Source organism: Brevibacterium sp. 239c (assembly GCF_900169365.1).
GTDB lineage: Bacteria > Actinomycetota > Actinomycetes > Actinomycetales > Brevibacteriaceae > Brevibacterium.
Genome location: NZ_FXZH01000004.1, coordinates 18,601 through 33,369, shown reverse-complemented (window position 1 = coordinate 33,369; position 14,769 = coordinate 18,601). Strand labels below are relative to the sequence as shown.

The 14,769-nt window shown below is 63.8% G+C and carries 14 protein-coding genes; 12 read left to right on the top strand and 2 right to left on the bottom strand.

All coding sequences use genetic code 11. The annotated features are described in order from the left end of the window. The first annotated feature begins 7 nt into the window (after positions 1–7). The 11 genes from BSP239C_RS04905 (at position 8) to ccsB (ending at position 12,463) form a co-directional block, all read left to right on the top strand. On the top strand, positions 8–703 hold the full coding sequence (locus tag BSP239C_RS04905; RefSeq protein ID WP_101570513.1) for a redox-sensing transcriptional repressor Rex: 696 nt from the start codon (positions 8–10) through the stop codon (positions 701–703). Next, complete coding sequence (hemA, locus tag BSP239C_RS04900) at positions 700–3,177, top strand: glutamyl-tRNA reductase (RefSeq protein ID WP_101570511.1); 2,478 nt, start codon at positions 700–702, stop codon at positions 3,175–3,177. Before BSP239C_RS04905 ends, hemA begins: the two co-directional genes overlap by 4 nt. Beyond that, on the top strand, positions 3,174–4,766 hold the full coding sequence (locus BSP239C_RS04895) for a uroporphyrinogen-III synthase (RefSeq protein ID WP_101570509.1): 1,593 nt from the start codon (positions 3,174–3,176) through the stop codon (positions 4,764–4,766). Before hemA ends, BSP239C_RS04895 begins: the two co-directional genes overlap by 4 nt. A 1-nt stretch (position 4,767) precedes the next feature. After that, complete coding sequence (gene hemB, locus BSP239C_RS04890; protein WP_101570507.1) at positions 4,768–5,772, top strand: porphobilinogen synthase; 1,005 nt, start codon at positions 4,768–4,770, stop codon at positions 5,770–5,772. Then, positions 5,772–6,287 carry a MarR family winged helix-turn-helix transcriptional regulator gene (locus tag BSP239C_RS04885; RefSeq protein WP_101570505.1) on the top strand — a complete coding sequence of 172 codons (516 nt, stop codon included), beginning with the start codon at positions 5,772–5,774 and terminating at the stop codon, positions 6,285–6,287. The genes hemB and BSP239C_RS04885 overlap by 1 nt, the downstream gene beginning before the upstream one ends. A 100-nt stretch (positions 6,288–6,387) precedes the next feature. After that, positions 6,388–7,725 (top strand): glutamate-1-semialdehyde 2,1-aminomutase, encoded by a 1,338-nt coding sequence (hemL, locus tag BSP239C_RS04880; protein WP_101570504.1) that lies wholly within the window; start codon positions 6,388–6,390, stop codon positions 7,723–7,725. Beyond that, positions 7,725–8,366, top strand: coding sequence for a histidine phosphatase family protein (locus BSP239C_RS04875; protein WP_101570503.1), 642 nt, complete (start codon positions 7,725–7,727; stop codon positions 8,364–8,366). The genes hemL and BSP239C_RS04875 overlap by 1 nt, the downstream gene beginning before the upstream one ends. Then, on the top strand, positions 8,363–8,956 hold the full coding sequence (locus tag BSP239C_RS04870; protein ID WP_101570502.1) for a TlpA disulfide reductase family protein: 594 nt from the start codon (positions 8,363–8,365) through the stop codon (positions 8,954–8,956). Before BSP239C_RS04875 ends, BSP239C_RS04870 begins: the two co-directional genes overlap by 4 nt. A gap of 5 nt (positions 8,957–8,961) precedes the next feature. Continuing rightward, the gene (locus BSP239C_RS04865) at positions 8,962–9,717 is read left to right on the top strand and encodes a cytochrome c biogenesis CcdA family protein (RefSeq protein ID WP_101570911.1); all 756 of its coding nucleotides are present in this window, start codon (positions 8,962–8,964) and stop codon (positions 9,715–9,717) included. After that, positions 9,717–11,333: a cytochrome c biogenesis protein ResB gene (locus BSP239C_RS04860; RefSeq protein WP_101570501.1), complete on the top strand. Its 1,617-nt coding sequence runs from the start codon at positions 9,717–9,719 to the stop codon at positions 11,331–11,333. The genes BSP239C_RS04865 and BSP239C_RS04860 overlap by 1 nt, the downstream gene beginning before the upstream one ends. Before the next feature lie 122 nt (positions 11,334–11,455). After that, complete coding sequence (gene ccsB / locus BSP239C_RS04855; RefSeq protein WP_101570500.1) at positions 11,456–12,463, top strand: c-type cytochrome biogenesis protein CcsB; 1,008 nt, start codon at positions 11,456–11,458, stop codon at positions 12,461–12,463. 525 nt (positions 12,464–12,988) lie between these two features. On the opposite strand, the gene BSP239C_RS04850 is transcribed toward ccsB, so the two are convergent. Further along, complete coding sequence (locus tag BSP239C_RS04850) at positions 12,989–13,420, bottom strand: PLD nuclease N-terminal domain-containing protein (RefSeq protein ID WP_101570499.1); 432 nt, start codon at positions 13,418–13,420, stop codon at positions 12,989–12,991. An 84-nt stretch (positions 13,421–13,504) separates the two neighbouring features. On the opposite strand from BSP239C_RS04850, the gene BSP239C_RS04845 reads away from it, so the two are divergent. Beyond that, the gene (locus tag BSP239C_RS04845) at positions 13,505–13,786 is read left to right on the top strand and encodes a DUF4229 domain-containing protein (protein WP_101570498.1); all 282 of its coding nucleotides are present in this window, start codon (positions 13,505–13,507) and stop codon (positions 13,784–13,786) included. A gap of 6 nt (positions 13,787–13,792) precedes the next feature. Here the strand turns inward: BSP239C_RS04845 and BSP239C_RS04840 are convergent, their stop codons facing one another. Further along, a complete protein-coding gene (locus BSP239C_RS04840) occupies positions 13,793–14,725 on the bottom strand; it encodes a 1,4-dihydroxy-2-naphthoate polyprenyltransferase (protein WP_101570497.1) in 933 nt (310 codons plus the stop codon). Positions 14,726–14,769: the final 44 nt, after the last annotated feature.

The following is a 14,769-nucleotide window of genomic DNA, read 5'->3' as shown; positions in this document are numbered from 1 at the left end:
CGTTTTCGTGGGCGAGATTCTGTCCGCCAACAGCATTGAGGGTGTCGTCCGCAAGGACGTCCCCGAACGCGTCATCTCCCGACTCCCGATCTATCTGCAGACGGTTGAGACGATCGCCGCAACGGGCCAGTCAACGATCTCTTCGGAGGCGTTGGCGGCCCGCAGTGGTGTGTCGTCATCGATTCTGCGCAAGGACCTGTCGCAGCTGGGACGCTCTGGTCGGCGCGGAGTCGGATACTCCTGCGAGGACCTCGCCTCGACTCTGCGTACCTTCCTCGGTCTCGACCGGGCGCGCACCGTTGCCATCATCGGCGCCGGTCGGCTGGGCTCAGCTCTGGCCGATTACGCAGGATTCAAACGCCGCGGACTCTCACTCACCGCAATCTTCGACACCGATGAGGCCAAGATCGGAACCGTGATCGGCACTCTTCCGGTCTCCGACCTCACCGAACTTGCCACCTGGCCCGAGGGCATCGACCTCGTGGTCATGGCAGTACCAGCATCCGCGGCACCAGCTGCGGCACGCATCGCCGCTGAGGCAGGCGTGCGCGGCATCCTGAACTTCGCACCCACCGTGCTCGACGCCCCGGATTCTATTCGTGTGCATCAAGTCGATCTGGCCAGTGAGCTGCAAGTACTCGCATACTATTCGGCGCTTGATTCGGCACCGCTCAACCCAGGTTTTGAGGAGCATAGGAATTGACTCTCTTGGTTCTCGGCATTTCCCATCAGTCGGCACCTATCGACATGTTGGACGCTCTCGCATTCGGTGCCGGTGAGGTCGGAGCATTACGCACCGACGCATTGGCCGGAGACAATGTGGAGGGACTCGCGGTTCTCTCGACGTGCAACCGCCTTGAGCTCATCGCCGACGTCACCGCCTTCCACGGAGGCCTCGCCGACTTGGGCAATGCCCTCGTGTCCTCTATCGACAAGGAATGGCAGGATATCGCTGGGCACTTCTACGCCCACTACGACACCCAGGCCATGGAGCATCTGCTCAAGGTCTCCTGCGGTCTCGACTCAATGGCGATCGGCGAAGCCCAGATCCTGGGTCAGCTGCGCTCGACATTCACCGAGTCACTTTCGGCCGGGGCGCTGACCTCCGACCTCTCCCATGCCCTGCAACAGGCCCTGCGGGTGGGCAAACGGGCCCACTCCGAGACCGGCCTCGACGAAGTTGCACGCTCTCTCTTCAGCGCCGCACTCGAAGGCGCCCAGGCGCACATCGGATCCCTGCGCGCAGCGAACGCGTTGGTCATCGGTGCCGGTGCCATGTCCGGACTGGTCGTGTCGGGCCTGCACAAGGAGGGCGTAGCTCAGACCACGGTGCTCAACAGGACGGTGGACAAGGCAGAGCGCCTCGTCGCCGAGGTGGGCGGACGCGCCCGCGAACTGACCTCCCGGATCCTGGCCGAGGAGATCGCCGACGCCGATCTCATCGTCTCCTGCACCGGTGCCCGCGAAGTCGTCGTCACCCGCGAAGACATCCAGGCCGGTCTGTCGCAGAACCCCAAGGGTGCGGCGAACAAGGCATTCGTCGACCTCGCTCTGCCGCACGATATCGATCCGTCGGTGCGCGAGTTCGAGCACGTGGCACTGTTCGGTCTCGGCGAGATCCAGACCATGCTCACCAGTTCCGCGAACCAGCGGGACACCGCGGTCGTCGAAACTGTCGAAGCGGTGCGCGCGATCATCGCGGAGGAGCTGACCAAACTCGAGTCCGGTGCCAAGGAACGATCGGTCGCCCCCACCGTCACGGCACTGCGCACCCACGCCAAGGACGTGCTCGCCGCTGAGACGAAGCGTCTGGAGAAGAAGATCGGCGCCGAGGTTGACGACAAGGCCTTCGCCGAGATCCGCAAGTCCCTGCACCGAGTGGCAGAGAAGCTCATCCACACGCCGACGGTCAAGGTCAAGGAACTGGCCGTCACCAACTCGGACATCGACTACGCGCAGGCGCTCATGCAGCTCTTCGACTTGCCGACGAACAAGGTCGCCCACTCGATCACGAAGCCGGAGACCAAGGTGGCCACGGCCTCCAGCGCGAATCACGTCGAAGCCGACGGTGTGCGGCCGGTGGCCGACCATACCCTCGACATCGTCGAACCCGAGCACTACTCCGGTCGCACGATCCGCCTGGGCACGCGCCGCTCGAAGTTGGCACGTTCCCAGTCCACAGCGATCGCCCACCAGCTCGCGGCATTGACCGGCTGGCGCATTGAGATCGTCGAGGTCGTGACCGAAGGCGATGTCAACATGTCGCCGCTGACCGGCTTCGGCGGCACAGGCGTCTTCGTCTCCGCCGTCCGTCAGGCCCTGCACCAGGGCAAGATCGATATTGCCGTGCACTCGCTCAAGGACCTGCCCACCACTCCGGAGGCGGGCATCCAAATGGCCGCCATCCCACCGCGGGTCGATCCTGCCGATGTCCTCATCGGCCGTGACGGTCTGAGCTTCGCGCAGCTGCCGGCCGGCAGCGTCGTGGGCACCGGATCGCCACGTCGTGCCGTGCAGCTGCGTGCAGCAAGACCCGATATCGAGGTCCGCGGAGTGCGCGGAAACGTCGACACCCGCATCGCACATGTTCGCGACGGACGACTCGACGCCGTCGTTCTGGCCGCAGCCGGAGTCCGTCGCATCGGCCGCTTGGCCGAGGCCACCGATTCCCTCGACTTCACCACGATGCTCCCCGCCCCGGGGCAGGGAGCCTTGGCTATTGAGACAAGGGGTGCCGACAGCCCTTATGCCCTCGACAACGAGGTCATGGCTGCCGACGCCGAGGTCCGCGATCAGCTCAAGCAGCTCCACGATGAGACCACCGACCTGGCCGTGACCTGCGAGAGGGCGATCCTGTCCCGCGCAGAGGCAGGCTGTTCGGCCCCCATCGGTGCGCTGGCCACGATCGCGGGCTCGGAATTCGTCGTCGAAGCCGTCATGGCCGATGATGACGGGAACCTCGCCCGCACCAGGCAGAGCGCCCCACTGCCCGTGACTCCAGATGTGGATCTGGGCTCGAGCAGTGCCAACCAACTGTCGATCACCGGCAAGGAGCTGGCTCGGCTGGCCGACGAACTCGGCACCGCAGCGGCAGAGAACCTGCTGGGGCAGCTCGGCATCGATCCCGCGCAGTCCGCGGATCACCTCACCCCTGTCAAAGTCCAGGAGCAGGTATGACAACAGGCCAGGTCCAGCCCCGACGTCTTCTGCCCGCCTCACCTCGCGTCGTCTTCATCGGCAGCGGTCCCGGTGAGTCGGGTCTGATGACGATCCGCGGCGCCGACATCCTCGCGAACGCCGAGATCGTCGTCTACGACACCCACGTCCATTCGGAGATCGTCACCGCCTACGTGCCTCAGGCCACGGAGATCGTCGAAGCCGCTCAGCTCGGTGCGACCGCCTCCACACGGGGGCGCAAGCTCGCCGAACTGGCTCGCCCAGACAAGACCGTCGTGCGGTTGAGCTCCGATGACGGAATCATCTTCACCCCGACCACGGCCGAAGCCGCCGTGTGCCGCAAGGCCGACGTCGAGGTTGAGATCGTCCCCGGCGTCGGACTCTCTGCAGCCACCTCGGCGTTCACAGGCACCGCGCTGACGACGAACCGTGTGCGCTCTGTCCGGTTCATCGAGGCCGGCCCGCAGACACATGTCGACGTGTCCCGGCACCGCAACACCACCCATGTGCTCACAGGCACCACGTCCGACCACGAACAGGCGATCCGCTCCCTGCTCGACGACGGTTGGGACGAGGGCACGAAGGTGCTCCTGGGATGGGGCATCTCCACGACCGATCAGACGAGCGTGGAGACCACGTTGGGGCAGGCCCTGACAATGGCACAGACCGGCGGAGATCGTATGGTGGTCATCATGGGACAGGGTGTGGAATCACGAGGCGAACTCAGCTGGTTCGAGACCAAACCGCTCTTCGGCTGGCAGGTCCTCATCCCGCGGACGAAGGAACAGGGCACTTCCACCGCCGAGGCGCTGGGTGAGCTGGGTGCTGTGGGCACAGTTGTCCCCACCATCGCCGTCCAACCCCCGCGCACTCCGACTCAGATGGAGAAGGCGATCCGTGGCCTCGTCGACGGATCCTACGAATGGGTCGGCTTCACCTCCGTCAACGCTGTCCGCGCAGTGCGCATGTGGTTCGAGGACTTCGGCCTCGATTCCCGTTCGCTCTCCGGCGTCAAGGTTGCCGCCGTCGGCGGCCGCACCGCTGCCGCACTCATCGACTGGGGCATCACCCCCGACCTCGTTCCCGACGGCGAACACTCGGCACGCGGCCTGGCCGCAGCCTGGCCGGACTACGTCGACGACATCGACCCCATGAACACAGTCCTGCTGCCGCGCGCCGACATCGCCACCGAGGTGCTCGTCGCCGGACTGCTGGAGAAGGGCTGGGACCCGGACGACGTCACGGCCTACCGGACTGTGCGGGCTTCACCGCCTCCCGCTCCCATCAGGGAAGCCATCAAGGCTGGAGACTTCGACGCATTCCTCTTCACCTCTTCATCCACGGTGCGCAACCTCGTCGGGATCGCCGGAAAGCCTGCAGCCACCTCGGTGATCTGCTGCATCGGACCGGCCACGGCGAACACCGCGGCCGAGCACGGACTGCGTGTCGACGTCCTTGCTGAGGAAGCCAACCTCACCTCACTCATCGACGGATTGGTCGAATTCGCGATGTCCTCACGCGAGGACGACTTGGCGGCGGGAACCACCCCGACGCGCCCCAGCCAGAAGCGTCGCAGAAAGAAGGCCTGACATGACATTGGTCCCTGGAACTGTTCGGCCCCGTCGTCTGCGGACGACTCCGGCCCTGCGTCGGCTTGTCTCGGAGACGCGCCTGGACCCGGCCGATCTCATCCTGCCCATGTTCGTCAAGGAGACCCTGAGCGAACCGGCGCCCCTGAACTCCATGCCCGGAGTCGTCCAGCACACCCTGGACTCACTGCTCGAGGCGGCCAATGAGGCTGTGGACTCCGGAGTCGGCGGGCTGATGCTCTTCGGAATTCCGGAACACAAGGACAATGAGGGTTCTCAGGCCAATGATCCCGAGGGCATCCTCAACCGCGCATTGACGCTGCTGCGGGACAACCTCGGCGATACGACGGTCATCATGGCCGATCTGTGCCTCGACGAGTTCACCTCCCACGGACACTGCGGAGTCCTAGATTCCGAGGGCGGCGTCGATAACGACGCAACGTTGGAGCGCTACGCCGCTATGGCTGTGGCGCAGGCTAAGGCCGGAGCCCACGTGGTGGGACTTTCCGGAATGATGGACGGACAGGTTGGCGCCTGCCGGGAGGCTTTGGACCTCGAGGGCTTCACCGACGTCGTCGTGATGGCCTACTCCGCAAAATACGCCTCCGCGTTCTTCGGACCCTTCCGCGAAGCCGTGGATTCGGAGCTCCAGGGCGACCGGAAGACCTACCAGCAGGATCCCGCGAACGGTCGTGAGGCCATGCGTGAACTCGACCTCGACCTGGCCGAAGGTGCCGACATCGTCATGGTCAAGCCCGGGCTGCCCTATCTCGATGTCCTCGCCGAGGTAGCCTGTGAGTCACCGGTGCCCGTGTGGGCATACCAGGTGTCGGGGGAGTACGCGATGATCGAGTTCGCGGCCGCGGCCGGAGCCATCGAACGCGAACGCGCGATCGACGAATCTCTCATCGCCTTCAAGCGGGCCGGTGCCGACGCTATCCTCACCTACTGGGCCACAGAAGTTGCGCAGCGACTCAACTCAGACACACCAGGCGGGGCACACTGATGAGCGAGCCACGTTGGCTGAGCGAACCTGATCAGAAGGCCTGGAGAAGCTATCTCACCGGTTCACAGCTGCTGACGGTGCAGCTGGACAAGGAGCTGCGGGACAGTCACGGAATCGGCCTGCCCGAATACGAGATCATGGTCCGGCTGAGCGAACATGAAGACCGGACGATGCGGATGGCTCTGCTCGCGATGGACACGACCATGTCACGCTCCCGTCTGACCCACAGCGTGGCCCGGATGGAGAAGAAGGGGCTCCTCGAGCGCTTCTCGATCGCCGAAGACGGACGCGGAGTCAACTGCCAGATGACCGAGGCTGGCTGGAATCTCCTCGTCACCATGGCACCCACGCATGTGGAAAGCGTCCGCGATCACCTCGTCGATCTGCTCGACCCGGAGGAGATGGCGACGCTGGGACGTGTCTTCGGCAAGGTCACGGCTCATATGCGTGAGATCGGGAAGGGACCAGTGGATACACCACCGATCGATTCCGAACCCTCGACCCCTGGCAGCTGACCGGACCCCTTCCACCTGAGCACGACCTGCGCGGCCGAGCGAACCGACTCTACTAATATCTGAACCGACCATCGATCCGGCGACTTCTTCAGGAGAACCCATGAAACACGAGACTGCGAAGTCGGCCGCGCTGTTCGAGCGCGCCGAACATGTCATCCCCGGTGGAGTGAACTCCCCGGTGCGGGCCTTCAAAGCCGTCGGAGGCACCCCGCGCTTCATCACCTCGGCGACCGGAGCCTGGCTGCGCGATGCCGATGGCAACGACTATATCGACCTCATCGGTTCGTGGGGGCCCATGATCATGGGCCACTCCCGACCCGAGGTGGTTGCCGCTGTGCAGGAAGCCGCCGTCAAGGGCTTCTCATTCGGCACCCCGTCGACCGGTGAGGTCGAACTCGCCGAGGAGATCGTCGCCCGCGTCGAACCCGTCGAACAGGTGCGGCTCGTGTCTTCGGGCACCGAGGCGACCATGAGCGCCATCCGGCTGGCCCGTGGATACACAGGACGGGCGAAGATCGTGAAGTTCGCCGGCTGCTACCACGGGCACGTCGACGCGCTTCTGGCCCAAGCCGGATCCGGTCTGGCCACCTTCTCCCTTCCCGATACCCCGGGCGTGACCGGTGCCCAGGCTTCGGACACGATCGTCGTCGACTACAACGACGCGGCCGGCCTGGAGGCGGTCTTTAACGAACACGGTGATGAGATCGCCTGCGTCATCACAGAAGCCAGCCCCGGAAACATGGGCGTCGTGCCTCCCCGAGACGGCTTCACCAACACCATCCGCCGCCTGACCAAGGCCCACGAAGCACTGATGATCAGCGATGAGGTGATGACCGGCTTCCGCGTCTCGGTCGCGGGCTGGTACGGCCATGAAGCTGAAACACTCGGTTACCCGGATGGACCTGCCGACCTGTTCACATTCGGCAAGGTCATGGGCGGCGGCTTCCCGGCCGCGGCCTTCGGCGGACGAGCCGACGTGATGGAGCATCTGGCACCGACGGGCCCGGTGTACCAGGCGGGAACCCTGTCCGGAAACCCCGTGGCCACCGCCGCCGGACTGACTACACTCCAACTGACAACAGAACTCGATGTGTACTCACACATCTCACGCGCCGCGGACATTCTGCGGCCCGCAGTCGCTGCCAGCCTCGAGGCCGAAGGGGTCGAGCACACCATCCAGTCTGCGAACTCGATGTTCTCCGTCTTCTTCACCGACCGTGAGGTCACCAACTACGACGATGCCAGGACGCAGAACGTCGACCGTTACTCCGCGTTCTTCAATTCCATGCTCGAGTCGGGCATCCACATGCCGCCGAGCGCCTTCGAATCCTGGTTCCTGTCCTACGCACACACCGATGAGATCCTCGATCGGATCGTCTCGGCACTGCCCGCCGCAGCCAAGGCCGCAGCCGGTGTGCCCAACGCGCAGGGGAACTGATGACGAAGATCCACCTGGTCAGGCATGGGGAGGTCGACAACCCCGAGGGAATCCTCTATGGTCGGTTGCCGAACTTCGGTCTGACCGACCGTGGTCATGAGATGGCCCGTCGCGTCGGCGAGCACTTCGCCGCCGCCTCGGTGACCCCGGACGAACTCGTGTGCTCCCCGCTGCTGCGGGCACAGCAGACGATCACCCCGCTGCGTGAGCGACTGGACATGCCGGTCTTCACCGATGACCGTGTGATCGAGGCCGCGAACTCCTTCGAAGGGCAGAAGGTCAACGCCCGACGCATGGCCGAGCCGCGCAACCTGGTGCGTCTGTACAACCCGCTGACCCCGTCCTGGGGTGAGCCCTACAAACAGATCGTGCTGCGGATGCAGGCAGCCATGGCCAGCCTGCGTGCCAAGCTCGACAAGCACGGGCTCGAGGCCGAGGGAGTCATCGTCTCCCACCAGCTTCCGATCTGGATGACACGCCTGGCGGGGGAACACCGTTCGCTCGTCCATGACCCGCGGAGACGGGAATGTGACCTGGCTTCTATCACCAGTTTCACATTCGAATCGTCCACACTTGTATCCGTGAGTTACGAGAGCATCTGTGCAGATCTGCAGCCAAAGCAATCGGTGGCCGGAGCATGAATGCCCGCAATCCGCTGAACCGCCGCACCCTCCTGACCGGCCTGATCGCCGGCACCGCTGTGGTGCTCAGCGCCTGCAGCGAAAATGACGAACTGGCCGATCAGGCCGGGTCCGATCAAGGATATGTGTCCGGGTCCGGTGTCGTGTCACAGGTGGCCAAGGACAAGAGGGGCGACCCACTCGAGCTCAGCTTCGAGACACTTGACGGAAAGTCGATGTCGCTGGCCGACCTTCGACCCACGCCGGTCGTCATCAACCTCTGGTACGCGGCCTGCCCGCCGTGCCGGAAGGAAGCCCCGGCCCTGAAATCCCTGTCCGAGGAATTCGGCGACGAGGTTCAGTTCCTCGGCGTCAACGTCCGCGACCAGGAGGCCGCTGCCAACGCCTTCGTCTCGAACTACCAGGTGCCCTACGCCAACATGCTCGACACCAACGGAGACATGGTGGCTCTGCTCTCGGGTGTCCTCCCGCCGCAGGCCACACCTTCGACCGTCGTTCTCGATGCGAAGGGCCGTGCCGCGGCCCGAGTCGTCGGAGAGGTCGATGAGTCGACGCTCAAGGGCCTCATCGAGGACGTGCAGGCGGAGTGAGTGGAATCGGGGCGGACTTCGCCCAAACGGTTCTCGACGGGCCGCTGCTTCTGGCCGCCGGCGCGGCCGCACTGGCCGGGCTCGTCTCCTTCGTCTCACCCTGCGTACTCCCGTTGGTCCCCGGCTACGTCGGCTATGTCACGGGACTGAGCGGATCCTCGCTCAAGGACAAGGAATCTTGGCGGGTGGTCGTCGGGATCGCGTTGTTCGTCCTCGGATTCACCGTCGTCTTCGTTCTGCTGGGAACCGGGTTCTCGGCCCTCGGCGCACTGTTCTCACAGTGGCAGGGCGTGCTCATCAGGATCCTCGGCGTCATCGTCATCATCGCCGGTTTCGTCTTCATGGGCGGTTTCGGACTGCTCCAGAGGGAACACCGGATCCGGGCCCGGCCCAAGGCGGGACTGTGGGGTGCACCCGTGCTCGGCGCGACCTTCGCACTCGGCTGGGCACCATGTGTCGGACCGACCCTCTCAGCTGTTCTGTCGATGTCGGTGAGCTTCGGCGGCGACGGAACCATCTGGCGCGGCGCGATTCTGGCATTCGTGTACTGCCTGGGGCTGGGCATCCCGTTCATCCTCCTGGCAGTGGCGATCCACAAGGGCGCCGGACGGCTGACCTGGGTGCGCAGACACCAGGCGGCAATCGTCCGTGCCGGCGGCATCATGCTCATCGTGTTGGGCGTTCTCATGGCCTCCGGGCTGTGGAACGCGTGGATGACCTCTCTGCAGGGTCTGATCTATGATTTCGAAGTGGTGATCTAGTGGCGAAGAAGACCGCCGACAAACAGGCTGTGACGCAGCCGCAGCTGGGATTCATCGGCATGTGCCGGTGGGCTTGGCGTCAGCTGACGACGATGCGGGTGGCTCTGATCCTCCTCCTCGTTCTCGCCATGGCCGCAATCCCAGGTTCCCTGTTGCCTCAGCGCATCCAGGACCCGGGCCGGGTCACCACGTTCCTCGAATCCAATGGCGCCTGGGGTCAGTTCCTCGACACGATCCAGATGTTCGACGTGTACTCCTCGATCTGGTTCTCCGCGATCTACCTGCTGCTGATGATCTCGCTCATCGGCTGCGTGATTCCACGCTCGGCCCAGCATTGGAAGGCCATGCGTTCGGCCCCTCCAAAGGCGCCGAGGCGGTTGGGTCGGATGCCCGGATACGAAACCTTCACCTCGGCGACCGGATCTGCCGAATCCCGCGAAGCCGCGGATCAGGACTTCCTCACCACCGCTCAGGCTCGGCTCAAAAGGCTCGGCTACCGCACAGTGCGCCACGATGACCATGTGTCTGCCGAACGCGGCTACCTGCGCGAGACCGGCAACCTGGTCTTCCATATCGCACTCCTCGTTGCCACCCTGACGATGGCGATCGGATCCCTGTTCGGCTACCAGGGCCAGCGCATCCTCGTCGAGGGGGAGACTTTCACGAACTCACTGGTCGCCTACGACTCATTCGAGCCCGGCTCCTATTACAACGCGGACTACTTGCCGGACTTCCGGCTCAAACTCGACAGCTTCGAATCCACCTTCGACGATGAGGCCCCTGGCAGCCAATTCGGTCAGCCCCGCACCTTCGACGCAAAAGTGACGGCCACCGCGGGCGGGAAGAGCGAGAAGCACACGCTGCGCGTCAACGAGCCCGTGCGCGTAGGCGGCACGGGCGTCTACCTGACCGGAAACGGCTACGCGCCGGAGGTCACGGTCAAGGACGCGAAGGGAAAGGTCGTGCATTCGGGGCCGCAGGTATTCATCCCCGATGGCGGCGACCCGGGATATACCTCCGAAGGCGTCATCAAGGTCCCTGACTCCGCCGGAACCCAGATGGGCTTCGTCGGTGTCTTCCTGCCGACAGCGACTCAGGACGAGAACGGCGAACTGGTCTCCAGCTTCGCCGAACTGCGCAACCCCTACCTCGTGATGAGCGGATACACCGGTGACCTGGGCCTCGACAACGGAACCCCGCAGTCGGTGTACACGATCGATGCCGAGAACATGACGGAGATGACCGACTCCGCGGGCAACCCTCTGCTCATCCAACTCGCCGAGGGTGAGACCCAGAAACTGCCCGACGGCGGCTCGGTGACCTTCGACGGGGTCAAACGCTATATCGCCGTCGACATCTCCCAGGACCCGACGCAGGGTCTGATGCTGGCCAGCGCGATCGCAGTGCTGCTGGGACTCGGCCTGTCCCTGTTCATCCCACGCCGACGCATGTGGGTGCGCATCAAGGACGGTCAGGTCGAAATTGCGGCTCTTGCCCGCGGTGAAGACCAGATGGTCGAACGGGCGGCGCAGGATCTGGCGAAGGACCTTGCCGACAAACCAGATGCTGATCCCGAGTCCCATCCGGGGAGCCGGATTGCCAGTGACGACGAATGATTAGCTTTAGGTACTACGCGGAGTAGAATTGTCGCGGGTCGACCCCGATGCGGGCGGCTCGAACACAGCAACAGCACAGCAACCCAACACAAATGGAAGAGCACCGCTGGTGCGGAGGATGTATGGACGTCAACACTGACCTCGCAATGTGGTCGAACCAGCTCATCATCTCGGCGATGATCGTCTACGCCGTCGCCATGATCTTCTATGCCTTCGACCTGTTCGGCGGGCGCGAACTCAAACAGAGCGAAGTCAGCGCGAAGAGTGCAGCCAAACCTTCGAACGTGCGACGCACGAACAGGAAGACCACGACGGCCCTCCTCGATCCGCCGGAGACGGGCGTTTCGGCCGAGATCACGACCGGTTCGCGCAAACAGAGGCCTCGGCGCGGTGCCCGGATCGGCACATCGCTCCTCGTCCTTGCCGGGCTCCTACATGTGGCAGCTGTGCTCACCCGTGCGCTGTCCGTGATGCGTGTGCCGTGGGGCAACATGATGGAGTACGTCCTCACCGCCACCGCGATCACCGTCATCGTCTTCCTCATCGTCAACGTGAAGAAGGACATCCGCTACCTGGGAACCATCGTCGCAGGGGGAGTGCTCCTGTGCCTGGGGCTGGCCATCACTGTGTTCTACACGCCGGCCGCGAAGCTCATCCCAGCGCTCGACTCATACTGGATCGCCATCCATGTGCCTATTGCGATCCTGTCGACGTCGCTGCTCTACATCTCCGCGATCCTGGCCCTGTTCCAGATCCTCAAGGACAGGTACGAGACCAAGAACCCGAAGTGGCTGCAGTTCATGCGCCGCATGCCTGCGAGCATCGATCTGGAACGCTTCTCCTACACGATCGCAGCGGTCGGCTTCATCACCTGGACGTTCACCCTCATCGCCGGTGCCATCTGGGCCGAGGTAGCCTGGAGCCGCTACTGGGGCTGGGACTCGAAGGAGATCTGGACGTTCGTCGTCTGGGTCGTCTACGCTGCCTACCTGCATGCCCGCGCCACTCGCGGCTGGGGACCGACGAAGGTGGCCGTACTCAACCTCATCGGCATCGCCACCGTGATCTTCAACTTCACCGTCGTCAACATGTACTTCAACGGCCTGCACTCCTACTCAGGCCTCAGCTGATCAGCAGCCGCGGCCGAACAGTAGTCACGGCCGATCAGTAGTCAGCGGTGATCCGCTGCCAGCGCTGAGCGATTGACGCTCAGCGCTGAACTGTTTCCAATGTTGAGCGACGACGCTTGACTGTTGGGCCGGCGCCGGAGGAATATCTCAGCCGTAACGTGATGATGGGTCCTCGGCCACTGGATAGCCGCCTTCCGCCTTGCAGGGCTATCTATGAAGAGTCCAATCAGGCGGATGTCTGCGTCGCGTGGCGCCTCCAGCATCGGGTGACGAGCGCTGGATCGAGTCTGAACACGTTCGTGCGCCGTAGTTCTGTTCTCTGTGCTGACATCCTGTAGGGGGAGATATCTGGCTCCCGCGCAAGCCTCGTCTGCAGTCAACAAGCGTTCGTCTTAGACGGGCGATGGACAGCGGTGCTCAGTGGCAACCGGCTCAGTGGGCAACAAGAGCCTCAGACCAGCGGAGCTTAGGATGCAAAGGGATCAAGCCCGCCAAGCAGCATCAGCAGAGCTTCAGCCCGCGAACTCAGTTCGAGCGGCCGCGACCTTCGCCGGTGGAGCCGCCTGAACCATGATCGTCGGTGTCGGCAGAGTGAGTGTCGGAATCGGTGGAGGAAGGCTTGTCATCAGCGTCGGGAGTCTTGTCCGCGGGGTTCTGCGCCTCAGGAGCGTGCTTTCCGAGCTTGACGTCGCGATCGATCTTCCGCAGATAGTCCTCGTCATCGTCTGGGGCGCTGGGGCCGCGACGGCGAGGTGCAGCTGTGGGCTTGTCCTCGGATCCGCGTCCGAAGGCGTACCAGAGGATGAAGCCGATCACCGGGATGCACAGAATGATGATTGCCCAGACGGGTTTGGACAAGACTCGGATCAGACCACGATCGCGCAGAAGGCAATCGAAGAGTCCGTACAGTGTGACCGCCGCCGCAAGGACGATCGCGGCAATGAGTATTCGAGCCATGCACCCAGGATAGTCCACTAACCTGAACACCGGCCCACACCGGCGGTGATGAATCACTGATGTGGACGGACTAAAATAGGTGCAATGCGCAACTTCTGGATCTATACATTGGCCCGTCTGGGCATCATCGTCGCCGTAGGACTGATTCTGCAGCCATTCCTCGGGTTCAACCTCGTGATGGCGATGGCGGCAATCGTCATCGGAGCCATCCTCAGCTACCTCTTCCTGGGCAGCATGCGGGCCAAGGTGGCAGACGACATCGAGAAGCGTGTGGCGAAGCGAGCCACGAGCCCCAAGCGGAAGAGCGCTGACGAGGACACAGAAGACCGCATCGTCGACGCAGAGAACGTCGACGAAGAGAACTGAGCCGGGTTACAGAGCCAGTCCCAGTCCCATCAGAGCGGCGAAGGCCAGAGCCGTGAGGCCCGTAGATTTGATCGGCGGGATGAGACCGGGGCCTGTGGTCCCACGCAGCACCGTCTTCAGCGGGCTGAGCGCGAGCACCAGTGCGAGGATGGCCAGTGCGACGGCTGGATGCCCATCGAGGATGGCCAGGACCAGCAGCGCGAAGGGTACGAGTACGAGGCTGGCATATGTGATCCGAGCCCGGTTGTCGCCGAAGCGCACGGCCAGAGTGATCTTATCGGCCTCGATGTCGGTCGGGATGTCGCGCAGGTTGTTGACCATGAGCACCGCCGAGGCGAGTGAACCGATGGCAATCGCACCTGCCCAGCCGCTGAGGCTGAGTCCGCCGACCTGCATCCACATCGTGCCCAGCGTGGCCACAAGGCCGAAGAAGACGAAGACGAAGACTTCACCCAGCCCCATGTACCCGTAGGGCTTCTTGCCGCCCGTATAGAACCAGGCGGCGGCCACAGCGGCGGCGCCGACGATGAGGAACCACCATGCCTGTGCGATGAGCACGAGAGCGATTCCGGTGACCCCGGCGATGCCGAAGAATAAGAACGCCGCCCTTTTGACCGCGCTGGGTTCGGCGAGTCCGGTCGCTGTGAGGCGGACTGGGCCGACGCGGACATCATCTGTGCCGCGGACGCCGTCGGAGTAGTCGTTGGCGAAGTTCGACCCGATCTGCAGGCAGAGCGAGACGATGAGGGCCAGTACGGCACGGAGGAAGATCTGCGGCAGCGAATAGTCGTGGCCGTTGCGCGTGTAGTCACCGATGATGAATGAGGTGAAGCCGCCGACAGAGCCGATTGCGGCACCGGTGCCGATGAGAACAGGGGCCACAGCCAGCGGCAATGTTCGTAATCGGGCTCCGGAGATCCACTGCGCTGCAGTTGCCATTGGGCTGGATGCCTTCCTCATGAGAATTGGAACCGTCTCATATT